23 protein-coding genes are annotated in these 20,507 nt (G+C 67.2%); 8 read left to right on the top strand and 15 right to left on the bottom strand.

Features of this window, described 5'->3' with window-relative positions:
• Positions 1–217 precede the first annotated feature (217 nt).
• The 5 genes from M0R88_RS17260 to M0R88_RS17280 all read right to left on the bottom strand — a co-directional run bounded on the left by M0R88_RS17260 (position 218) and on the right by M0R88_RS17280 (position 5,937).
• Complete coding sequence (locus M0R88_RS17260; RefSeq protein WP_248654659.1) at positions 218–535, bottom strand: DUF7989 family protein; 318 nt, start codon at positions 533–535, stop codon at positions 218–220.
• A 2-nt stretch (positions 536–537) separates the two neighbouring features.
• Positions 538–1,605 (bottom strand): ketol-acid reductoisomerase, encoded by a 1,068-nt coding sequence (gene ilvC / locus M0R88_RS17265; RefSeq protein WP_248654660.1) that lies wholly within the window; start codon positions 1,603–1,605, stop codon positions 538–540.
• Positions 1,598–2,338, bottom strand: coding sequence for an acetolactate synthase small subunit (ilvN, locus tag M0R88_RS17270; protein ID WP_438267192.1), 741 nt, complete (start codon positions 2,336–2,338; stop codon positions 1,598–1,600). The genes ilvC and ilvN overlap by 8 nt, the downstream gene beginning before the upstream one ends.
• Positions 2,335–4,170 carry a biosynthetic-type acetolactate synthase large subunit gene (ilvB, locus tag M0R88_RS17275; RefSeq protein WP_248654661.1) on the bottom strand — a complete coding sequence of 612 codons (1,836 nt, stop codon included), beginning with the start codon at positions 4,168–4,170 and terminating at the stop codon, positions 2,335–2,337. The genes ilvN and ilvB overlap by 4 nt, the downstream gene beginning before the upstream one ends.
• Before the next feature lie 510 nt (positions 4,171–4,680).
• Entirely contained in the window at positions 4,681–5,937 is a 1,257-nt protein-coding gene (locus M0R88_RS17280) for a LeuA family protein (protein WP_438267214.1), read from the bottom strand.
• 371 nt (positions 5,938–6,308) lie between these two features.
• Between M0R88_RS17280 and M0R88_RS17285 the strand changes: the two genes are divergently transcribed.
• The 3 genes from M0R88_RS17285 to M0R88_RS17295 all read left to right on the top strand — a co-directional run bounded on the left by M0R88_RS17285 (position 6,309) and on the right by M0R88_RS17295 (position 9,904).
• Positions 6,309–6,758 carry a ferritin-like domain-containing protein gene (locus tag M0R88_RS17285; RefSeq protein ID WP_248654662.1) on the top strand — a complete coding sequence of 150 codons (450 nt, stop codon included), beginning with the start codon at positions 6,309–6,311 and terminating at the stop codon, positions 6,756–6,758.
• 267 nt (positions 6,759–7,025) lie between these two features.
• Positions 7,026–7,730 (top strand): DUF7504 family protein, encoded by a 705-nt coding sequence (locus M0R88_RS17290; protein WP_248654663.1) that lies wholly within the window; start codon positions 7,026–7,028, stop codon positions 7,728–7,730.
• A gap of 8 nt (positions 7,731–7,738) precedes the next feature.
• Positions 7,739–9,904 (top strand): caspase family protein, encoded by a 2,166-nt coding sequence (locus tag M0R88_RS17295; protein WP_248654664.1) that lies wholly within the window; start codon positions 7,739–7,741, stop codon positions 9,902–9,904.
• 1 nt (position 9,905) lies between these two features.
• Here the strand turns inward: M0R88_RS17295 and M0R88_RS17300 are convergent, their stop codons facing one another.
• Complete coding sequence (locus tag M0R88_RS17300) at positions 9,906–10,052, bottom strand: DUF7503 family protein (protein WP_248654665.1); 147 nt, start codon at positions 10,050–10,052, stop codon at positions 9,906–9,908.
• Positions 10,053–10,210: 158 nt separating this feature from the next.
• Here M0R88_RS17300 and M0R88_RS17305 point away from each other — a divergent pair, with 158 nt between their 5' ends.
• Entirely contained in the window at positions 10,211–10,516 is a 306-nt protein-coding gene (locus tag M0R88_RS17305; protein WP_248654666.1) for a DUF5779 family protein, read from the top strand.
• Between the two features lie 249 nt (positions 10,517–10,765).
• Here the strand turns inward: M0R88_RS17305 and M0R88_RS17310 are convergent, their stop codons facing one another.
• The gene (locus tag M0R88_RS17310; protein ID WP_248654667.1) at positions 10,766–11,443 is read right to left on the bottom strand and encodes a VOC family protein; all 678 of its coding nucleotides are present in this window, start codon (positions 11,441–11,443) and stop codon (positions 10,766–10,768) included.
• A 126-nt stretch (positions 11,444–11,569) separates the two neighbouring features.
• On the opposite strand from M0R88_RS17310, the gene M0R88_RS17315 reads away from it, so the two are divergent.
• Both M0R88_RS17315 and M0R88_RS17320 read left to right on the top strand, forming a co-directional pair.
• Complete coding sequence (locus M0R88_RS17315) at positions 11,570–12,247, top strand: MBL fold metallo-hydrolase (RefSeq protein ID WP_248654668.1); 678 nt, start codon at positions 11,570–11,572, stop codon at positions 12,245–12,247.
• A 121-nt stretch (positions 12,248–12,368) separates the two neighbouring features.
• Positions 12,369–14,465 (top strand): hypothetical protein, encoded by a 2,097-nt coding sequence (locus M0R88_RS17320; protein WP_248654669.1) that lies wholly within the window; start codon positions 12,369–12,371, stop codon positions 14,463–14,465.
• 2 nt (positions 14,466–14,467) lie between these two features.
• On the opposite strand, the gene M0R88_RS18855 is transcribed toward M0R88_RS17320, so the two are convergent.
• A complete protein-coding gene (locus M0R88_RS18855) occupies positions 14,468–14,602 on the bottom strand; it encodes a DUF7503 family protein (protein WP_438267193.1) in 135 nt (44 codons plus the stop codon).
• A 202-nt stretch (positions 14,603–14,804) separates the two neighbouring features.
• Between M0R88_RS18855 and M0R88_RS17325 the strand changes: the two genes are divergently transcribed.
• A complete protein-coding gene (locus M0R88_RS17325) occupies positions 14,805–15,218 on the top strand; it encodes a JAB/MPN domain protein-containing protein (RefSeq protein WP_248654670.1) in 414 nt (137 codons plus the stop codon).
• A gap of 14 nt (positions 15,219–15,232) precedes the next feature.
• Here the strand turns inward: M0R88_RS17325 and M0R88_RS17330 are convergent, their stop codons facing one another.
• Positions 15,233–15,442 (bottom strand): ribbon-helix-helix domain-containing protein, encoded by a 210-nt coding sequence (locus M0R88_RS17330; RefSeq protein ID WP_163523950.1) that lies wholly within the window; start codon positions 15,440–15,442, stop codon positions 15,233–15,235.
• Between the two features lie 92 nt (positions 15,443–15,534).
• Positions 15,535–15,810: a DUF7111 family protein gene (locus M0R88_RS17335; protein ID WP_248654671.1), complete on the bottom strand. Its 276-nt coding sequence runs from the start codon at positions 15,808–15,810 to the stop codon at positions 15,535–15,537.
• A 119-nt stretch (positions 15,811–15,929) separates the two neighbouring features.
• Here M0R88_RS17335 and M0R88_RS17340 point away from each other — a divergent pair, with 119 nt between their 5' ends.
• Positions 15,930–16,250, top strand: a complete 321-nt coding sequence (locus M0R88_RS17340) for a hypothetical protein (protein ID WP_248654672.1) — start codon at positions 15,930–15,932, stop codon at positions 16,248–16,250.
• A gap of 37 nt (positions 16,251–16,287) precedes the next feature.
• Here M0R88_RS17340 and M0R88_RS17345 read toward each other — a convergent pair whose 3' ends face one another.
• The 5 genes from M0R88_RS17345 to M0R88_RS17365 form a co-directional block, all read right to left on the bottom strand.
• A complete protein-coding gene (locus tag M0R88_RS17345; RefSeq protein ID WP_248654673.1) occupies positions 16,288–16,776 on the bottom strand; it encodes a phosphopantetheine adenylyltransferase in 489 nt (162 codons plus the stop codon).
• An 84-nt stretch (positions 16,777–16,860) separates the two neighbouring features.
• Positions 16,861–17,610, bottom strand: a complete 750-nt coding sequence (locus M0R88_RS17350) for a winged helix-turn-helix transcriptional regulator (protein ID WP_368409363.1) — start codon at positions 17,608–17,610, stop codon at positions 16,861–16,863.
• 108 nt (positions 17,611–17,718) lie between these two features.
• Positions 17,719–18,801: a glutamate--cysteine ligase gene (locus M0R88_RS17355; RefSeq protein ID WP_248654674.1), complete on the bottom strand. Its 1,083-nt coding sequence runs from the start codon at positions 18,799–18,801 to the stop codon at positions 17,719–17,721.
• 110 nt (positions 18,802–18,911) lie between these two features.
• The gene (locus M0R88_RS17360; protein WP_248654675.1) at positions 18,912–19,574 is read right to left on the bottom strand and encodes a fibrillarin-like rRNA/tRNA 2'-O-methyltransferase; all 663 of its coding nucleotides are present in this window, start codon (positions 19,572–19,574) and stop codon (positions 18,912–18,914) included.
• Positions 19,571–20,455: an NOP5/NOP56 family protein gene (locus M0R88_RS17365; RefSeq protein WP_248654676.1), complete on the bottom strand. Its 885-nt coding sequence runs from the start codon at positions 20,453–20,455 to the stop codon at positions 19,571–19,573. The genes M0R88_RS17360 and M0R88_RS17365 overlap by 4 nt, the downstream gene beginning before the upstream one ends.
• Positions 20,456–20,507 lie beyond the last annotated feature (52 nt).

Genomic DNA, 20,507 nt, shown 5'->3' on the forward strand with positions numbered 1-20,507 from the left:
GTTATCGGACTCCTTCGTGTTTCTTTTGTCATTGTATATGTTTTCTTAACGTTGGCATAGATGGTCGAGGACGGTACGAACGCCGGAGCGGCGGTCTGCTCGCGGACCGCCGCTCCGGACCGTTCATCCTCCGTCGCGGCGGCCCGTACGCGCGCCACGGCTCTGCACCACCCGCTACGCGTTTCGCCGTCGGAAAAATCCGTACGTACGTCCATCGCTATTCTTCGGATTCGACGGGTTCGCGCTCGCCGCCGCGCTCGAAGACGCGGTCCGCGCCCTCCCCGTAGGGCGGCGTGTGCGCCACGTCTTTCATCCGGTCGGCGCGCGATTCCTCGTCGTCCTCCTCGCGGGCGTCGGCGTCGTAGGCCTCGCGCTCTCCTCCGTCCGCGGCCACGACCGGTCCGCGCTGGAACGGTCGGTTGACGGTGCCGCGGGCGGCGTGGGGATGGGTGTGACTCACGTCGCGCATCGGCGTTTCGTCGTCGGTGTCGTCGGTCGGTGTCGAGTCGTCTCGGGTCTGTGTGTGTCGGTTCATTGTCAGTCGTCTGCTCGCACTTTCTCGGATTCGCTGTCGTTCTCGCTCGATTCCGCTTCGGTCTCCGTCTCGTCCGCCCACGCGAACAGGTCGCGCAGGCGCTCGCCCACGTCCTCTATCTCGTGGTTCTTCTCGGCGATGCGGCGCTGGCGGTAGGAGGGCCGACCGGCCTGATTCTCGGTGACCCACTCGCGGGCGAACTCGCCGTTCTGGACCTGCTCCAGTACCTCCTGCATGTTCTCGCGGGCGTGGTCGTCCACGACTACCTCGCCGCGGGTCAGTCCGCCGTACTCGGCGGTGTCGGATACCGAGTCCCACATCGCGCCGAGTCCGCCCTCGTACATCAGGTCCACGATGAGCTTCATCTCGTTCAGGCACTCGAAGTAGGCCATCTCGGGGCTGTAGCCCGCGTCCACGAGCGTCTCGTATCCGGCCTTGATGAGTTCCGCGACGCCGCCACAGAGGACGGCCTGCTCGCCGAACAGGTCGGTCTCGGTCTCCTCGCGGAACGTGGTTTCGACCACGCCTGCGCGCGTGCAGCCGATGGCCTTCCCGTAGGCCAGCGCCTGCTCTTTCGCGTTGCCAGTTGCGTCCTGATAGACTGCGAGCAGGCCCGGCGTGCCCTCGCCGCTCTGGTAGTTGCGCCGGACGAGGTGGCCCGGCGACTTGGGCGCTATCATCGTCACGTCCACGTCGTCGGCCGGTTCTATCTGGCCGTAGTGGACGTTGAACCCGTGGGCGAACTGGAGCGTGTCGCCCGCGTCGAGTTCCGACTCGATGTCGGCGTAGACGCTCGGTTGCACCGTGTCGGGGACCAGCACGGAGACGATGGAGGCCTCGCTGGCGGCCTCGACCGGGGTCGCTACTCGGAGGCCGTCGTCCTCGGCGGCCGCCCGCGAGGAGGAGTCCTCGCGCAGGCCGACGATGACGTCCACCCCGCTGTCCGCGAGGTTCTGGGCGTGAGCGTGGCCCTGACTCCCGTAGCCGAGTACGGCCACGGTCTCGTCGTCGATGTGCGAACTGTCGGCGTCGTCGTCGTAGTAAATCTCGGTGTCGAATTCCTCAGTCATCGTATGTTCCTGTCTGGGTTTCCGCTGATTCTGATTCTTGCTCGGACTCCTTCGCGTGGCCCGGCTCCTCGCCGGGCGTGGTCGGGGTGTCGCCCCGCGCTAGCGCGGTCTGGCCGGTCCGGGCTATCTCGATGATGCCGAACTGCCGGAACGCGTCGATGGCGTCGTCTATCTTCTGCTGGTCGCCGGTGATCTGGACCGTGATGGTCCGCGGTCCGGCGTCCAGCGTCCGGCCCTCGTACATCTCGGTGATGGCCTGAACCTTGTCCGGCTCCTCGCCCCGGACCTTCAGGACGACGAGTTCGGCCCGAACCGCGTCGTCGTCCAACTCGCCGACCTGAATCACGGGCTTGAGTTTCGCCAGTTGCTTCTTCACCTGGTCGATGCCGGGGTCGGTCTCCTCGACGACCAGCGTGATGCGGGCGTGGCCTTCCACCGTGGTCGGGCCGACGGTCAGGCTCTCGATGTTGAACTGCCGCCGGGAGAACAGTCCGGAGACCCGCGAGAGGACGCCGGGTTCGTGTTCGACCAGCGCCGAGACGACCGCGGACCGGTACTCGGGTTCGGCCTCGGCCTCGGGGTCGATTCGGATTCCCTTGGCGTTGCGCCGCCCGGACGGGTGTGGCCGCTCGTCGGGCGACGGTCCCGGCATCCCGTTCCGGGGAACCTCGGGGTGAGGTTCGGTCCCCGGATTCGAGTCGGTCCCCTCGTCGGGCGCGTCCTCGCTGCTCATAGCTGGTCCTCCGAGAGCGCGAACTTCCCGTTGGCTCCGCCGCTGGGCACCATCGGATAGACGTTCTCCGCCGGGTCGATGTGGAAGTCGATGACCGCCGGACCGTCGTAGTTCAGCGCCGCTTCGACGGCGTCGGCGACCTCGTCGTAGTCGTCCACGCGCAGGCCCTTCGCGCCGAACGCCTCGGCCATCTTGTCGAACTCGGGGCACCAGTCGTAGTCGGCGGCCATCTGTCGCCCCTCGAAGAAGGCGTCCTGCCACTGGCGGACCATCCCGATGTAGCGGTTGTTGAGGACCGCGACCGTGATGTCGAGGTTCTCCCGAACCGCCACGGAGATCTCCTGCATCGTCATCAAAAACGACCCGTCGCCGTCGAAGCAGACGACCTGCTGGTCGTCGTCGGCCGCGATTCGCGCGCCGACGGCGGCCGGCACGCCGTAGCCCATCGTGCCCAGTCCGTGCGAGGAGACCCACGTCCGGGGACTCTTGTACGTCCAGAACTGGGCGGCCCACATCTGGTGCTGGCCGACGCCGGTGGTGACGATGGCGTCGTCGTCGGTCGCCTCGTCGAACGCCTCCACCACGAACTGCGGCTTGAGCGGTTCGTCCTCGGGCGTGGCGTAGGCCAGCGGGTACTCGTCCTTCCACGACTGGCACTGCTCGCGCCACTCGCGGGTCCGGGGCGAGCGGTCCATCTCGGCCGACAGGCGCTCGATGGCGGTGCCCGCGTCGCCGACGACGGGGTAGTCGGCGTGGACGTTCTTCGATATCTCTGCGGGGTCGATGTCCACGTGGACGACCTCGGCCTCGGGCGCGAACGTCTCGACGCCGCCCGTGAGTCGGTCGTCGAACCGGGTCCCGACCGCGATGAGGCAGTCGGTGTGCGTGATGGCCATGTTGGCGTAGCCGGTGCCGTGCATCCCGGCCCACGACAGGCAGAGTTCGTGGTCCTCGGGCATCGACCCGATGGCGGGCATCGTCGTCGCCACCGGGATGCCGTGGTCGATGGCGAACCCGCGTGCCTCCTGACAGGCGTCGCTCTTGACGACGCCGCCGCCGAACAGGAGCAGGGGCTTCTCTGCGCGCTCGACGGCGCGGGCCGCGACCGCGACCTGCTCGTCGTCGGGGTCCTCCTCGACCGAGTACGTCTCGGGCGTCTCGGCCGGGCCGGGGTCGCTGTCGGTCTCGGCGAGCGTCGTGTCCTTCGGCAGGTCCACGAGCGTCGGGCCGGGCCGCCCCTCCGCGGAGAGCGCGAACGCCTCGCCCACGGTGTCGCCCACCGTGTCCGGGTCGCCCGCGAAGTAGTTGTGCTTCGTGATGGGCGCGGTGACGCCGGTCGTGTCGGTCTCCTGAAAGGCGTCGGAGCCGACCATCTGAGAGGGAACCTGTCCGGTCAACGCGAGCATCGCGTCCGAGTCCATGTCGGCGTCCGCGATTCCCGTGACCAGATTCGTCGCGCCCGGTCCGGACGTGGCGAGACAGACGCCGGGGTCGCCCGAGACCACGCCGTAGGCGTCGGCGGCGTGGGCCGCACCCTGCTCGTGGGCCATCGTGACGTGAGTCAGCTCGGAGTCGTACAGCGCGTCGTAGACGGGCATGATGGCACCGCCCTGCACGCCGAACAGCGTCTCGGCTCCGGCGTCTTCGAGCGCGGCGACGACCGCCTCCGCACCGGTTTCGACGCCGGTGTCGGCCGGCGACTCGGTGCCGGTCGCCGCGGTCTCTCCCGCGGCGTCGGCGCTTCGGTCGGTCGTCTCCCCGGTCTCGTCGGCGGCCTCCGCCGGGTCGGTTTCCTCCGTCTGGTCGGTCGTCGGGGTCGCGCGTTCACTCACGCCGATCGTCCTCCCGCGTTATCGGTCGATACCTCGCTGTCGGTGCTGTCGTGTTCTGCGTCGTTCGATTCGGTGTCACTGGTGGTCGAGCGCGTGCTGGTCGGTCTGAAAACGGTGCAGAGTTTCGGGTCGGAGAAGTGATGTTGTAGGGGCTCAAGCCCCTACAATAATCGCGCGCTCGACAGTCCCACTGACCGGGGACCGCACGCTCGCGCGGAACTGCGCGAGCGTGCGGCGAGACGCGAGGCGTCCCGTTCCGGTTGCAGGCGGTGACTGTCCCATCTGTACTGGGAACGTACCGACTCCGACGTTGATAACCCTTTCCCGAAGTGCAACCATTGCGCGAAGTTCGCGTGACTGTCACACTCGCGGTGCGCCGGCGTCTCGCAGGACCGCGCTGACGTCTCGCAATACGAGACGCCAGCGCGCGAACGCACGCCGTACTGCGAGACGCACACGCCGAACTCGCCGCGCGCGGCTGGCGAGACGGGGCGAATCCGGGCGCGGTCATCAGGCTCGGACCTCCCGCTCTTCCTCGGCGACGCCGACCTCGCGGGCGAACCGCTCCAAGTCGGCGGCCGTGACGCGGTTCTTCTCCGCGCCGTAGTCCTTGACTCGGCGAGTCACCTCTCGGACCTCGCGGTCGGTCGGCTCGAACCCGCGGTCCTCCAGTCGCTTGCGGACCGAGTTCGCGCCGGTGTGCTTGCCCAGTACGAACTCGCGCTCGGCACCGACCATCTCGGGCGTCATGACCCCCGGCTCGAAGGTGTCGGAGTTCTCGATGACGCCCGCGGCGTGGATGCCCGACTCGTGGGCGAACGCGTTGTCGCCCGTGATGGGCTTGTTCGCCGGGACCGGAACGTCGCTGTACTCCTCGACCGTCCGGGAGGTCTCGACGATGCCGGTCGTGTCGATGCCGGTATCGACGCCGTACACCGATTCGACCGTCATTACTACCTCCTCGTAGGCGGCGTTGCCGGCGCGCTCGCCGATGCCGTTGACCGAGACCTGCGCTTGGTCCGCGCCGGCCTCGAACCCGGCGACGGCGTTGGCCGCGGCCATCCCGAAGTCGTCGTGGGTGTGGACGTCGATTCTGGCGTCGGTCCAGCTATCGACCTTGCTCACGAGGTCGGCGAACCGCGTCGGGGTCGCCACGCCGCAGGTGTCGGGGATGTTTATCCAATCGACGCCGACCTCGGAGACCGCCTCGACGACCTCTCGTAGGTACTCCTCGTCGGTCCGGGTGGCGTCCATCGGGGAGAACATCGCCGTTGCGCCCGCCTCGTTCACGCGCTCGACCGCGCTCACCGAGCGTTCCACGACCTCCTCGCGAGTGGCGTGCATCGAATCCTCGATCTGCACGTCGCTGGTCGAAGCGAAGACGTGGACCATCTCGACGCCGGAGTCGATGGCGGCCTCCACGTCTTTCTCGACTACGCGCGCCAGTCCGCAGGTGGTCGCGGACGTGCTGGCGGCGACGTCGCTGACCGCCTCGAACTCGGCCTCGGAATTGACCGGGAATCCGGCCTCGATGACGTGGGTGCCCATCTCGTCCAGCGCGGCCGCGATGGCGCGCTTCTCGTCGTAGGAGAAGGACGTACGGGGTGCCTGTTCGCCGTCGCGCAGGGTCGTGTCGAAGACCCGCGCGGACTCGAATTCGCCGTTAGTTTTCAACGTGCCGTCGAAGAACTCGACCCGCCCGACTGGTATCGGACGAGTGCATGTCGTTGTCAGACATCGTACTCGGTGATGGGAGCCTTCTCCTATTTAAGCGTACCGCTGCGACAGGTCGGTTAGCTCGGCCGACACGACCGTCAGGGGGTGACCGAGAGCGAAATCGCCCGACTGAAACGTCCTGTAATCGTCGGGAGGTCCTTATTTCACCTTATACTCTATTCAATGACGTGATTTCCATACGCCTCTCGAACCGTTGATTTTCAAAGTATCGGGCGGAGATATTCTCGGGCGCGGTTCGGCCACCGAAACGGTAGTCGGTCGGGGCGGTCGGAACAGCGACGCCGGGCGAGTCGCACCGACCGGCGGGACGGCCGAAACGACGTGAGACCGCGCGTGAGTCGTCCACGGACGCGTTGCCACCGCCAGAACAGTAAGAAGGCTGGCGACCGTACGTGAGAACGATGACGAGCCAAGAGGTCACGGACCTGCTCAAGAAGGCGTACAGCGACGAAATCGAGACTGTGATGAACTACCTCACCAACTCCATCGTCCTCGAGGGCGTGAGCGCCGAGGAGGTCAAGGAGAGTCTCGAAACCGACATTCAGGAGGAACTCAACCACGCCGAGATGCTGGGCCAGCGACTCAAGCAACTCGACGAGCGCCCGCCCGCCTCCTACGACTTCGAGGCCCACCAAGAGAGCCTCCAGCCGCCGGAGAACAGCACGGACGTCCTCTCGGTCATCGAAGGCGTCCTCGACGCCGAGGAGGACGCCATCGAGACGTACCGGTCGCTCATCAAGGCCGCGGGCGACGACGACCCCGTGACCGAGGACATCGCCGTCACCATCCTCGCCGACGAGGAGGCCCACCGGACCGAGTTCCGCGGGTTCAAGCGCGAGTACGACGAGTAGCGTCGTCCGTGACGACGACTAGCGTCGTCGTTCGTCACGACGATACGGTCGCGGCGACGGTGGGTGGTAGTCGTCCGACGACGCCGAGCCGTCACGCGCTTTTAGTCCGCCACCACCCTTTAGTCAATCGGCAACAGTTCACATTCTATGAGTGGGCCGGAGTCGCTACGTTGGCCATCGTTCGCACACGTAGTTCGGGGGAGACATCTATTCGCCTCCCAGGGAATACAAAATTTTATTTTCACCCCTTCTGTGGTATGAGACGAGATGTCACTCCAGCGGGCGCGGTTTCGCGGGGACTGTTCGACCCACGAGTTTCAGGAGGTGTTGAAACGGCTCAAGCACGACGGGTGCAATCTTCTCGTCACCGGTGCCGTCTCCGAGGACGTGACGGTCCAGGCGACACAGACGCTGCTCGGCGCACCGGACGCCGAGCGCAAACGGGTCATCGCTCTGGCCGACCCCAGCGCCGAGAGCGCCTACGAGCGACTCCCGCCGGGCGTCGAGTCCGACGACCCGGACGTGTGGATAATCGACCAAGACGCCTGCCAGCGCTCGGTCCCGAAAGCCGCCGAGAGCGCCACGGCGTCGCTCCCCTCCGAGGGGACCGACCGGAGCGCGCTCGGCCGACTGCGCGAGGAGGTCGTCGTCGCAATCGACTTCTTCGCGGACGCCGACGGCGGACTCGACCCCTCGGAACTCCGCCTGTCGGTGTCGTCGCTCGGGCGCATGGCACACGAACACGACCCGGACCGAATCGCCCGATTCGTGCGCTCGGTCTCGGCGATGGTCAAAGGGGTACACGGGATGGCCCACTACCACCTCCCACGCCCGGACGACGACGAGGTGGTCGAACAGCTCGGACCGCTGTTCGACGCCCGCATCGAACTCCGGAAACGCGACGGTCTCCCGACCGAGCAGCGGTGGCACGTCCCCCAGCACGACCAGACGACCGAGTGGGTGCGCCTCTAAGGTGATTCATGGACCCGACGTTCACGGTACGCACTGACTACACGGCCGTCGAGATAGCAGACCCCATCGAGAACGCCCGCTTCGAGCTCTACACCGCTTCGCCCGTCGAACCGTCGCCCGTCCCGACCGACGAGTTCTACTTCCCCGTCGATTCCGCGATAGCAGTCGAGAGCAGCGCCGTCGACGTGCCGAAACTCGCCAACGTCCTCGTCCGCACCCAGTCGGGCGAACTCGTCGCCGACAACGCCGACCACGCGGACCGGTCGCTCGACCACGGCGCGTACGTCCTCGAACTCAGTACCGCGCCGATGAAGCTCTACCTCTCGGTCGAGAGTTCGCTGGAGGTGCGCCACGGCGAGGCGACCGTCACCGTCGATTTCGGCGACGAGACGGTGGTCGGGGTCGGCGCGCGCTCGTTCCACGACCGGCCCGCCGGCACCGTCACGACCACGCCCGACCCAGTGGGCACGATGGACGCGGTGTCCCTGTTCGGGTCGGCACTCAAGACGACCAGCCCCGAACGCTCGTTTCCGACGTTGCGGGGCCACCCGCCGCTCGTGGAGTTGGGCGACGAGTTCGACGCGCCCGAGGGCATCGCTCGTCCGGACACCGGGGTCCGCCTCGAACTCCCGGCCGACTACCGGCACGTCTACCCCGCGGCGTCGCTGGCGTACTACCTCGGCGCGGAGGTGGTCCCGGCCGACCACCCGAGGCTCGTCACGGACGCCGGCTTCGAGTACGACCTCGACGGGCCGCGGGGCTACGAAACGACCGTCGGGCGCGTCCTCCGCCAGACGTTCCTCTTCGACTGCGTGACCCGGACCGAGGGCTACTACGACGTTGACCTCCACGAGCGCGAGGCGGTCGAACCGGAGGTCGAACTGGACTTCGCGGCGCTCTACGACCGGCCGCTGGCCGAGCGACTCGACGCGTACCTCTCGGTGCCCTTCGAGTCGGTTGCCGACCACGTGCCCGACTGGAGCCTGACGACCGACGTGATGGCGACTCCGAACAACGCCGAGGTGTTGCCGTTCGTCGCCGCCGACCTCGCGCTCGTCCGGTGTCCGAGCGACCCGACCGGCGCGTCGGTGAGTCCCACGCCGGAACCGCTCGGCGAGTTCTTCCGGAACGACCCGGACGGCGACGCGGTCGCCGAGTCAGCGGTTGGCGCGAACAAGGCGACCGCCTTGTTCGCGCCGACCGCCCTAGGCGACGACTTCACCAGAAGCACGACCGACGAGAGCGGGTCCGCCGTCACGCAGGGCGAGATTTTCAACCCGGAACCGGTCGAGACGGTCGAACACGCGTGGATCGGCGAGGGGTTCCCGGTCGGCGCGAACAAGGCGACCGTCGAGTCCTATCGGCGGCGCGTCCGGCAGTCGGCTCCCGACAAGACCACCATCGAGATTCACGTCGTCTGCAACGACGAACGCATGCAAGCGGAAGGCGTCGTCGAGGAGTTCTACGGCCCGCGGGAACTGCTCCAGTTCGACGTGTCGGTCCACAACGAACTCACGACCGACGAACTCCGGGACCTGCTGGCCCAACCCGCCGACTTCCTCCACTACATCGGCCACGTGGACGGCGACGGGATGCGGTGTCCGGACGGCCACTTGGACGCCCGGACGCTCTCGGAGGTGAACGTCAAGGCGTTCGTCCTCAACGCCTGCCGGTCGTACGCGCAGGGCGAGGCGCTGGTCGAAGCCGGAAGCTACGGCGGGGTCGTGACGCTCGCGGAGATCGCCAACAGCGTCGCCACCGACATCGGCCAGACGCTGGCGCGACTCCTCAACTGCGGGTTCCCGCTCCGGGTCGCGCTCGCGGTCGTGAAAGACGCCATCGGCCCGGCGTACCAGTACACGACGGTCGGCGATGGAAACCTGACGCTGTGTCAAAGCGAGAGCGGTTGTCCGCTCCATCTCAAAATCGAGCAGGTCTGCGAGGACGAGTTCGAAGCCAACGTTCGTGCGTACTCGTCTCCGGGGTACGAACTCGGTTCGATATATTTCCCGATCATCGGGCAGAACTCGGTTCACCAACTCGTCTCCGCGGCGGACACGTCGCTCCGGGTTACGAGGTCCGAACTGGACGACTATTTCGAGCGTGAAGTTATGCCGGTCAATTACGAAGGGAATCTCTACTGGACCGACGAACTAGCCGGAGCGGACCTATAACCTACGGTCCACTGTAGGCGCTTGCACCGTTCGCGGCCACGTTCCCGGCCTGCATCAACAGCAAGCAGACCGTGAATAGTGCGCCCATCGTTCGCGGGTGCGATTCGAGGAACTCCGCCATCCGTTTCCGCGTCGTAGTTTGTGCCATGACCACTCTTCACAATGACGCCAGCATATTTCAATCTGTTTAAAGGATGCTAATAGGAAGATTCTTGAAATAGATTTCGAACATTTATTTAAAATGCTCGATTTCCGAACGCCCGTCGGGGGGCAAGGATTTTGGCGGGGGAGTGAGAGCGAGCGCGTATGACAAGTGGTTTCGACCTCGACCTCCAGACGGTCGAGCAGGAGATAGCGGACGGCGACGACGACACCGAGGGGACCGACCGGCGTATCGTCCTCGGCGAACTGGACGGGACGACCGACGAGCGCGAGTGGTTCGAGGTCATCGACCGCGGCAACGTCCTCGTCCTCGCGGTCGAAGGCGACCTCCCCGAGCTGGCGGCCGACCTCGCGCCGCGGGTGAAAGAACGCGGCGGAAGTCTGATCCACTTCCGGAAGTTCCTCATCGTGACGCCCAACGACGTGAGCGTGGACACCGACCGACTCTGAGCGACGGGCCCCGACACGACGATTCGGCGTCGTAGCCAGCACCGCAACCGCGGGCCTCACGCTTCCCCAGCATTGGCGACCGCGGACGCGGCCGCCCTCGCGCGGTGAGCGAGTCGTCTCGCTGTGTTCAGCGAGACGACGTGCCCACGCGACCGATGGTCGAGTTCTCCTTTCGTCGCGAACGTCGAGGTCAGAGAGCGCGACCGATTCGTCCCGGACGGAGCCTCGAAACCGGCCGCGGAGCCACTGCTACTGGAACGTCAGGTAGTGACCATCCGGGTCGCGGACGCGGATCCCGCCGTCCACCTCGCCGACCGCGCAGGCCGCGTCGCGGACCGCGTCGGCTGCGGCCGCCGGGTCGTCGGCCGCGAACCCCACGTCGGCGTGGAGACCGCCGCGCGCGTCCGCGATGCCGAGGTGGGGCTCCCAGAGTTCCAAATCCACCGGCCCGCCGAGTCGGACGCGGCGTCGCTGGTCGCCGCGGTCCACGACCTCGAACCCGAGCGACCGGTAGAACGATTCGGCGCGCGCGAGGTCCTCGACCTCCAACACGATTTCGAAGACGTCGGTGATGGCCGCTTCGCCGTCGCCGACGCCGCCGATTTCGACGCAGTTGCCGTCCGGGTCGTAGAAGTACAGCGACTTCGCGCCGCCGAAGTCGAACTCCGCGAGGTCGAACGACTCCGCGAGGCGGTCGTACCACTCGTCGTAGCGGTCGGGCGGCGTGGCGAACGCGTAATGGGTGTGGACTCCGCCGCGGGGGACCGTGCCCGGTTCCCGGAGAACGAGGTTCGCCGCGCCCGCGTCGAGGACGACTTCGCCGTCGCCCTCGCTGACCATCGACAGGTCGAGGTGCGTCGTGTAGAACTCGCGGGCGCGGTCGAGATACTTCGCTTCGAGCGCCAGCCAGCGCAACCCCGAGAGCATGGCTTCGTGGTACGCACGCCCGGCGCTTAAAGCCTCGCTGGCCGGACCGCGTAGCCGGACGGACGCCGCGATAGCCGACGCGACGCGTACAGGAGGGTTTTGGGGATTCGGTTCGTACGTCCGACCATGCCGCTGAAGAAGTCACAGCCCGCGACGGAGTACGAGGAGATAGACCGGTGGGACGAGGGCGTCGGGTGGATCGCCCACCCTAACGAGACGATGTTGCGGGCCAGCCACGCGCTCGACACGGCGGCGGGCGTCTGGGTGGTGGACCCCGTGGACGCACAGGGCGTGGACGACCTGTTCGCGGAGTTCGGCGACGTGGCGGGCGTCGTCGTCCTGCTGAACCGCCACTACCGGGACGCCGACGAAATCGCCCGCCGTCACGACGTGCCGGTGTACGTCCCCGCGTGGTTCGACCGCGTGCCCGAGATGGCGGCCGACCTCCGACGCTTCGACACGACGCTACCGGACACCGACTACAGGCTGTTGAAGGTCACCGACACGTTCGGCTGGGAGGAGGCGGCCCTCTACGACGACGAAGCGGGGACGCTGGTCGTCTCAGAGAGCGTCGGCAACGCGCCCTACTTCACGACTCCCGGCGAGCGTCTCGGCGTCCATCCGATGATGCGACTCACGCCGCCGTCGGCGCTGAAGGGGCTTCGGCCCGAGCGCGTGGTGGTCGGGCACGGACGCGGTGCGCTGGACGACGCGACGCGTGCGCTCGACGACGCGCTCGGCGGCGCGCGACGGAAGTCGCCGAAACTCTTCGCCGAGAACCTGCGCATGGTGTTGCGTCGCTGACCGGAGCGGTTTCCGAGTGACCGATTTAGCCGATAAATTTTTGCGAGTTCCCCTCTAGTGTCTAAAACATGCGTTCTCTCCGAGGGGAAAAGCCGAGTGAGAAAATACAGGGGGTGTGGCCGTGACACTGTCGTTCGAGGCCGCACCGGAGCGGACCGGCCTCGAAATCCGGGACCGAATCGAACGCCGAACCTACACCATCGGAACGTCGGAGTCGGTCTCGCCGACGCCGACGGACGCCGACGAGTTTCGGTTCCCGGTAGACGACGCGGTCGCTCTCACGACCGAGACGGTCACGCTTCCGACGTTCGTCGCCGCTTACGTCCGGGACGAAGCGGGTCGGATGCTGCTCGAAGTCGGGAGCGAGACCGACCGTCGGCTTCCGGCGGGACGCTACAGCGTCGAGTTGTGCGCGCCGATGAAACTCTACCTCGCCGTCGAGGGACCGATGAGAGTGACGGCGACCGCCGACGGGATTCGGTTCGAATTCGACTCGGCGACGACGGTCGGGGTCGGTGCGCGCTCTCACCACGAGCGTCCGGCCGCGACCGTCACGACGACCGAGGACCCCCGCGACGTGATGGCCGCGCTCTCGACGCTCGGGTCGGCGCTCAAGACGACCAGCCCCGAGCGGAGCTTTCCGACGTTGCGGGGCCACCCGCCGCTCGTGGAGTTGGGCGACGAGCTGTCGATTCCCGACGGTCTCGACGTGCCGGAGACCGGCGTCCGAATCGAGCTGCCGCCCGAGCGCGGCCGGGCCTACGTAGCCGCGCCACTGGCGTTCTACCTCGGCGCGGAGTTGGTGCCCGTCGAGGACGCGAGCGCGCCCCGCATCGTCGCCGACGCGAACGCCTCCTCGGAGACGTTCGCGTACGACCTCGACGGACCGAAGGGGTTCGAGGAGGAAGTCGCCAGAGTCCTCAAGCAGACGTTCCTGCTCGACTGCGTGACCCGGACGGAGGGCTACTACCCCGTCCAGCTCCACGAGCGCGAGGAAATCGAATCGGAGGTCGGACTCGACTTCGCGGCCCTCTACGACCGGTCGCTCGCCGAGCGGTTGGAAGCGTACCTCTCGGTCCCCTTCGAGGTGGTCGAGGACCAGATTCCGACGTGGAAACTGACGACGCACGTCGAACCGACGCCCGAGAACGTCGCTACCGTGCCGTTTCTGGTGGACGACCTCGCGGTCATCCGGACGCCCGCGGCCCGACGGACGACCCGGCGCGCGACCGCCACGTCCGGGGAACTCGTCCGCGACGGCGACTTCACGCGGAGTTCCTCGGGGTCGAGCGACGCGCGTCCGGTGGTCGAACCCGAGGGAACCGACTCGGTCGAGCAGGCGTGGATCGGCGACCGCGCGCCGGTGGACGCCAGCAAGGCGACCCCGACCGCGTTCCGGAATCGGTTGAAGCAGGAGACCGAGGCCGAGGACATCGAGATTTCGGTCGTCTGCAACGACACCGCCATGGACGAGGAGCGCGACATCGCCGCGGAGGTGTACGGGTCGCGCGAGAACCTGCCGTTCGACGTGACCGTCCACCGCGACCTGCGGACCGACGAACTCCGCGAGGTGTTGGCCGAGGAGACGGCGTTCCTCCACTACATCGGCCACATCGACGGTTCGGGGTTCGAGTGCGCGGACGGGCACCTCGACGCCGCGGAGTTGGACTCGGTGGGTGCGGAGGCGTTCGTGCTGAACGCCTGTCAGTCCTACGAGCAGGGGATGGAACTCATCGACGCCGGGAGCGTCGGCGGCGTCGTGACGTTGAGCGACGTAATCAACAGTGGTGCGGTCCGGGTCGGCAAGACGATGGTCCGCCTGCTGAACCGCGGGTTCCCGCTCCGGGCCGCGCTCGCTATCGCCCGAGACCGGAGCATCGTCGGCGACCAGTACATCGTCGTCGGCGACGGGAACGTCGACGTGGTCCAGACCGAGAGCAACGTGGCGATGCTCTGCGTCGTCGAGACCGGCGACGACGAGGCGACCGACGGGTTCGACGTGACCCTCAAGAGCTATCCGTCGGGGCAGGGCGGAATGGGTGGCTTCTTTGCGTCTCAGTTCGGCGATTCCGATCGCTATCATTTGACCTCCGGAAAACACGGACCCTACTCGATGACGAAGGAGGAACTCCGGAAGACGCTGGCGCTGGAGAACATTCCGATGGAAGTGGACGGCGAATTCACCTGGAGTAACGAATTCGACGTGGACAGACTCTAATTCTACGGTCCGTAGCAGGCCCTCGCAACTCCTGCCGATGCGTTTCCGGCCTGCGTCAGCAGCAGTAGCATCGTGAACAGGACACCCATTTTCCGGGGATTCTCTGCGAGGTACGTAGTGAGCTTCGATTCCGACATTACATGTATCGATAATAGCTATGGTAATATAAAATATTCTATATTTTTCAAGACATGAAATCGTCTGACGTAAGTCCGACGGACGTCTTGCACACTGAAAGGCGTTGTCACTCACCGCGGTACTGTCCGGGGAGTAGAGACTGTTGGGGCAGGAGATACTGTCGGGGCAGCATAGTTATACGCGGACGGGCCAAAAGGAGATGTGATGTACGTAACTCGGGGGCTGGTGGACGTGTTACTGGGTTTCGCGGCCGAGGCCGAACCCGAGGAGTTGACCGTCTCTCTCGCGGTCACGCCCGCCGGCCAGTTGGACGGCACAGAGGACCTACCGCCCGACGCGCCGGTGTTCACGCACTTCTACCCGCCGGACGCCGGCAAGTCGATCACGGCCGTCTTCGGCGTGGACCTGTCGGTTCCGGCGGGACAGACGCAGGGCCGGTTCATCGCCCACCCGAAGGGGAACCTCGAAGTGAACGAGACCGACGACCTCCACGAGGCGATTCTGGTCGCAGTGCCGCCGTGGGACGAGTCGTCGGTGGCGGCGTTCGACCGCTCGGGCCGCAAGCAACCGCTGGAGGTTCTGGACGCCCAACCCCCGACCGAATCGCTGTCGTAGCGACGCCGGCGGGCCTACTCGAGGTAGCCGAGTTCTCGGAGTTGGCCGGTTATCTCCTCGAACTCGGACTCGGTTAGGTGACCCTCTTTCTGGTGCTGGATGACGATGCTCCGGAGCAGGAAGCGCACGAGGTCGCTGGTGCTGGAGAAACTGGTGCCTTCGATGGTCTCGTCCACGCGGTCCGCGAGGTCCTTCGGAATCGAGACGGTGGTGTACTCGGTCATGGGGGCTACTGGGGCCGCGCGTGGGAAAACCGTTGTCCTCTGGTCGGTCGTCGGTCCGCCGACGCGTGCAACGCTACAGTCACTCGAAGGACTCACATACCCATGTCGTCGGCGTCCTCGGGCACCGGCAGGTCGTGGGGCGAGACGCCGAGCAGTTCCGCGGCGTGGTCCAGCGCCATGTCGAACCCGTAGTAGCGTTCCAGTTCGTCGCCGTCGGCGGTCGGCCGGACCTTCAGCATGGCGTAGCCCTCGACGTTCTGCGCGACGGCGGCCGTTGAGCGCTCGGACTCGAATTCGAGGACGCGCTCGTCGTCGGTCTCGCGGTAACGCGCGGTGATGCCGTTCGCCGTGGTCTCCCGTGCGGTCATGTGCGTCGGTTCGGAGCGCCGACAGTCGAAGGTACCGATTCGCCGCGCGAGCGTCGCGGCCGACTTCGGCGAGGGAACGTATCGCTTAACTGACCACCACGAGACGATTCGAGTTACGCATGGCACAGGTTCCTGCCCGACCGCTGACCACCCTTCTCGTCGGCGCGGCGGTCCTCCTCGTCGGCTACCTCGTCAAGTATCGCGGCTGGACCTCGCTCATCGCCGGCGTCGCGCCGCTCGACGCTGAAACGCCGCTTCCCGTCTTCGTGAGCTACGTCGGCAACGTCACGCTCGTCGCGGGCGGATTCGTGGTCTGCGTCGGTCTCGCGCAGGCACTCGGCGTGCTGTCGCTCGTCCCGGGTTGGCTTCGGGGAGCGCTGTTCGTCGCCGTCGTCGTCCTCGTCGCGCCGCGGTTGAGCGTGCGAGCGACCGAGGTCTAAAAAGGGCGTGAAACGTCGCGGTCACCTCCGTCGAGCCTCAGCGTTCGGCGTCCCGACCGTCGCGCTCGGGCGTGAGAGTTCCGTGTTCGTCGATTTCGCCACGCACGATGCGCGTGCTGGAGATGATGTCGCCGTCCTCGGCCGTGACGTGGTCCACGACTTCGACCGTCAGCGGGTCGAAGCCCCGCTCTTCGCGGATTTCGTTGATGCGCTCGGCACCGTCGGTCGTCTCGGGCGAGACCACCAGCGCGTCGAACTGCGCTTCGGTGGCGATGCCCGTCGGTTCGGTCAGCTCGCGGACCTCGAACTCCCGGTCGTACTCGTCGGCGAACTCCGACAGGACCGACTCCAAGTCGGCCTTCCGCTCGTCGAACGGGCGGACGTACCGGTCCTCGTGGCGCGTCTTCGGCGCGAGTTCGTCGCTGGTCAGACCGACCGTCACGTCGCCGAGTTCGAAGGCGCGCTCGAACAGCGCGCGGTGGCCGTCGTGGACCGGGTCGAAGGTCCCGCCCAAGGCAACCCTCATACCCTCGCGAAGGGTTCCCCGCGGCTTAGTGCCTTCGGAATACCCGCCGCCCGGGCTAATTTTACTCGTCGCTCGCGCTCTCGGTCACTCCTCGTCGGTCGACCCGTCGTCTCCCATCGTCCCGTCGTCCGTCGCGCCGCCGTCTCCCGTCTCGTCGTCGCTCGCGTCATCTTCGTCCTCGACGCGGATGCTCACCGGTTCGCTCGACTCGGCGGAATAGTCGTCCAACTCCGAATCGAGGTGGTCGTCCAGATTGAACACCGTGTTGAGTTCGTCCTGAATCTGACCGACGATGCCGCCGACGAGTTCGCTCGGCGCGATGGCGGTGTACTCGTAGGGGTTGTTGCCCGCGCCCTCGCTCTCGCGCTTGCGGCGCTCGACCTTCTCCTCGTCGTGGAGTTCGGCCAGCGACTCGCGGACCGTCGAGGGATAGAGACCCGTGCCCTCTGCTATCTCCTCGCTGGTGCTGTAGGGTTCCTGCCGGAGGTAGACGTAGATTCGCGCCCGCGTCTCGGTGTCGAGTACCCACGACAGTAGGTCCACGATGCCTTGGTCGAACTGATCGACGGCGCGGTCGGCCTCCTCGCCGAGTCGCTCGCGCCCCTTCGAGAGGCGGTCCTTGTCGGTCTCGACCGACACGTCCTGTTCGACCGACAGCTCCTCGTCGCCGGCCACCTCGACGTTGACCTCTTCGGTGAGGTCGCCCTCCTCGTCCACGTCGAGTTCCTCTTCGACGGAGACGTCGTCGTCCACGTCCTCGATTTCCGCCTCCTCGACGGTGTCGTCCTCGACGTTCACGTCGATGTCTTCGTCGTCTGTGTTTTCGTCGGACATGTCCTCTCTACGAGGACACAAGCCGCGAGCGAGTAAAAAGGTTGCTTAGAGCGGTGCGCGCCGCGCTCGGAGGTCCCCGAACGTCTAGGTCGGCGACCGCGCGGTCGGTCACCGGCGTTCGAGGAGCAACGACTCGTAGAGGGCGTCCGGCCCGTCCTCGTCCCGAATCCGGCGCTGGCGGGCCGCACCGCTCTCGCCGTCGTAGAGGTCTCGGATGCCCGAGACGCCCAGTCGCTCGCACTCCCGGTCCACGACCTCGCCGAGACCGACCTCGCCCTCGCGGTCCCGGCGGATGAAGGCGGCGTCGTGGCCGTAGCGCATCGCGCGCCACTTGTTCTCGTCCAGCAGTTCCCGGCGGTGGCGATACCCCGTCTCGCCGTCCTCCCACCGCTCGGCCAAGTCCTCAACCAGCGCGTGGGTGTACTCCACGAACGCCATCACGCGGTCGGGGTCGGCCTGCCCGTCGGGCGTCCGGACCTCGACGGTTCCGAGACCGGTGTGAGGGCGCACGTCGTACCAGAGTTCCCCGCGGTCGGCGATGGAGTCGGAGCGAAGCATCGTCTCCTCGAAGGCCGCGAAGTCCTCGTAGGAGTCGAAGCAGGTCGGCATCCCGGTGTTCGGCAGCGCCTCGAAAATCTTCGCGCGGGCCGACTGGAGACCGGTGTCGAAGCCGTTCCAGTACGGCGAGTTCGCCGAGAGCGCGAGCATCACCGGGAGGTACCACCGAATTTCGTTGGCTATCCAGACCGCCTTGTCGGCGTCGTCCACGCCGACGTGGACGTGCAGCCCCGCGGTCGTGTTCCGGTGCTGCGGGTACTGAATCCGGTCTAGCTGGGCACGATAGCGCTCTTTCTCGGCGTGTTCCAACTCCCGCCACCGCGCGCCGGGGTGGAGGCCCGCGCCGGCAATCCGGAATCCGGCCGCTTCGGCGTGGTCCACGAGGGCGTTGCGGACCGAGAGTAGATGCTCGCGGGCGTCCGCGAGACGCTCTATCTTCGGCGTCTGTGTCTCGACGACGCACTTGAACAGCTCGTGGTCGAGTCGTCCGTCCAACAGTTCGGGCGGGTCGCGCTGGTAGACGAGTTCGTCGGTGCCCGCGGTCGGGCGGCCGCGCTCGTCCACGACGTAGAACTCCTCCTCGATGCCCAGCGTACCCATCTCCGCGAAGCTTCCAGCCGAACCCGAGTCCATTTTTCGGAGTTTCGTAATCCGAGGTGTAAATAGTTCCGAACCCGGCAGGGCCGGGCGGTTGCGGTGTCGAAGGGCCGACCGTCCGGCGCGAGACGAGGCCGACCGACGACTCAGCGCGGCCGGGCGACCACGCCGAGGTGGTCGTCGTGGTACGGTTCGAGTCGCGCGGTCTCCAGCACCTCGTAGCCCTCCCGGAGGTCGGCCAGCGCGTCGTCGAACACCGCTTCGGGGTCGCGCGACACGTCCTCGCTCCGGGCCTTGACGGCCGCCAGCAGGCGACCGTCGTCCGCGAGGAACCGGCGGTTCTCGACCGCGACGCGGGCCTGCCCGCGGGTCGCCACGTCCTGCACGATGGCGTCCACGTCGGCCTCCACGACGTGTGCGTAGGTCTCGGGCTTACGGGCGTCCTTCAGCAGGGGAAAGAGGTTCCGGCGGTCTTCGGCGACGCCCACCAAGTCCCGCACCGGCCGGGGCGCGAACTCGACGGCGTAGGTCGGTCCCGCGAAGTCCGCGACGTGGCTGACGGTCGTCCCGCTGGCCGCACCGAGGTACAGCACTGTCTCGCCGCCCGCGAGACCCACGTCCATCCCCGACTCCATCATCGCCGCGAGTTTCGACCGCCCGGCGTCCCAACAGCGCCACCCCTCGTCGGTCGGTTCGCCGTAGACCGGTTCGCCCCGCGTCGCCAGCCGCTCTCGGCCGTCGAACGCGCGGCGCTCGACGCCCTCGGGGAGGTCGGTCCCGGACGGGCCGGTCCCGGACTGGTCGGTCATTCGTCGTCACCTCCCGACTGTTCGTCCGTTCCGTCGTCGCCCCGCCCGCGAATCTGGTCCATCCGCCGCTGGAGTTCCTCGTCGAGTTCCGGCCTGCGCTCGCCGGAGTAGTGGTCGATGCGCGCCGCGATGGTGAGTTTCCCCGCCAGCGTCCGGGCCGCCGACCCGCGCTCGTCGGGGCGCGTCCCGCGGACGAACTCGTGGGTGAAGATGACGCCGTGCTTGGGCGAGGGCGCGTGACCCCGCAAATGCGCGAACAGCGAGTCCTCCGCGCCGAGGACCTGCACGGTCCCGGAGGGCTTCTTCGCCAGCGATTCGAGACCGCCGGCGAGCGAAATCAGTCGCGCACCGAGGACCGGCCCGGCCAGCGCCGCGAGGTTGGGCGCGACCTCGGGCGTCTCGCGCTCGATGAACTCGCGCAACGCCTCGGACTCGTCGGCGAGGTCCGCGACCCGCCGCGCCAGCGAGATTAGCCGCTCGTCGGTCGGCGACTCGGGGTCGCGCTCGGCCAATTCACGGGCGTACTCGACGCCGGTCCCCGCGTCGGGGAAGCGACTCCCAGCCCACTCGGCGACGCGCTCGGCGAGTTCGTTGGCCTCGGCCGCGGCGTCGTCCATCGCCCGGACCGCGTGGACCAGTTGTCGGTCGTCGGCGCGCTCGCGCTCGGCCGCGCCCTCGCGCGCGGCCCGGAGGCTGGCCGCCCGGAGCGCGTCGTAGTAGCCGTCCTCGCTCTCGGCGAAGCCGGATTCGACGGCCGCTCGCGGCCAGTCTGCGGGCGCGTCGGCCCGCCCCTCGCGTATCCGGGCCGCGCCCGCCGCGGCGTCGCCGGACGCGACCTCCTCGAACCACCCGCCTTCGGGGTGGGTTCCGTCGTCGGTCATGCCCGAGGCTTGCGCGTCTTCGGGTTTAAACCTGCGCTACTCGGCTCGCGGC

Source organism: Halorussus gelatinilyticus (assembly GCF_023238445.1).
Taxonomy (GTDB): Archaea; Halobacteriota; Halobacteria; order Halobacteriales; family Haladaptataceae; genus Halorussus; species Halorussus gelatinilyticus.

Bases quoted from the DNA above. Each gene is read 5' to 3' on its own strand.
- M0R88_RS17260 (WP_248654659.1), bottom strand. From the start codon at position 535: ATGAACCGACACACACAGACCCGAGACGACTCGACACCGACCGACGAC.
- ilvC (WP_248654660.1), bottom strand. From the start codon at position 1,605: ATGACTGAGGAATTCGACACCGAGATTTACTACGACGACGACGCCGAC.
- ilvN (WP_438267192.1), bottom strand. From the start codon at position 2,338: ATGAGCAGCGAGGACGCGCCCGACGAGGGGACCGACTCGAATCCGGGG.
- M0R88_RS17285 (WP_248654662.1), top strand. From the start codon at position 6,309: ATGACGAGCCAAGAGGTCACGGACCTGCTCAAGAAGGCGTACAGCGAC.
- M0R88_RS17290 (WP_248654663.1), top strand. From the start codon at position 7,026: ATGTCACTCCAGCGGGCGCGGTTTCGCGGGGACTGTTCGACCCACGAG.
- M0R88_RS17295 (WP_248654664.1), top strand. From the start codon at position 7,739: ATGGACCCGACGTTCACGGTACGCACTGACTACACGGCCGTCGAGATA.
- M0R88_RS17300 (WP_248654665.1), bottom strand. From the start codon at position 10,052: ATGGCACAAACTACGACGCGGAAACGGATGGCGGAGTTCCTCGAATCG.
- M0R88_RS17305 (WP_248654666.1), top strand. From the start codon at position 10,211: ATGACAAGTGGTTTCGACCTCGACCTCCAGACGGTCGAGCAGGAGATA.
- M0R88_RS17310 (WP_248654667.1), bottom strand. From the start codon at position 11,443: ATGCTCTCGGGGTTGCGCTGGCTGGCGCTCGAAGCGAAGTATCTCGAC.
- M0R88_RS17315 (WP_248654668.1), top strand. From the start codon at position 11,570: ATGCCGCTGAAGAAGTCACAGCCCGCGACGGAGTACGAGGAGATAGAC.
- M0R88_RS18855 (WP_438267193.1), bottom strand. From the start codon at position 14,602: ATGTCGGAATCGAAGCTCACTACGTACCTCGCAGAGAATCCCCGGAAA.
- M0R88_RS17330 (WP_163523950.1), bottom strand. From the start codon at position 15,442: ATGACCGAGTACACCACCGTCTCGATTCCGAAGGACCTCGCGGACCGC.
- M0R88_RS17335 (WP_248654671.1), bottom strand. From the start codon at position 15,810: ATGACCGCACGGGAGACCACGGCGAACGGCATCACCGCGCGTTACCGC.
- M0R88_RS17340 (WP_248654672.1), top strand. From the start codon at position 15,930: ATGGCACAGGTTCCTGCCCGACCGCTGACCACCCTTCTCGTCGGCGCG.
- M0R88_RS17345 (WP_248654673.1), bottom strand. From the start codon at position 16,776: ATGAGGGTTGCCTTGGGCGGGACCTTCGACCCGGTCCACGACGGCCAC.
- M0R88_RS17350 (WP_368409363.1), bottom strand. From the start codon at position 17,610: ATGTCCGACGAAAACACAGACGACGAAGACATCGACGTGAACGTCGAG.
- M0R88_RS17355 (WP_248654674.1), bottom strand. From the start codon at position 18,801: ATGGACTCGGGTTCGGCTGGAAGCTTCGCGGAGATGGGTACGCTGGGC.
- M0R88_RS17360 (WP_248654675.1), bottom strand. From the start codon at position 19,574: ATGACCGACCAGTCCGGGACCGGCCCGTCCGGGACCGACCTCCCCGAG.
- M0R88_RS17365 (WP_248654676.1), bottom strand. From the start codon at position 20,455: ATGACCGACGACGGAACCCACCCCGAAGGCGGGTGGTTCGAGGAGGTC.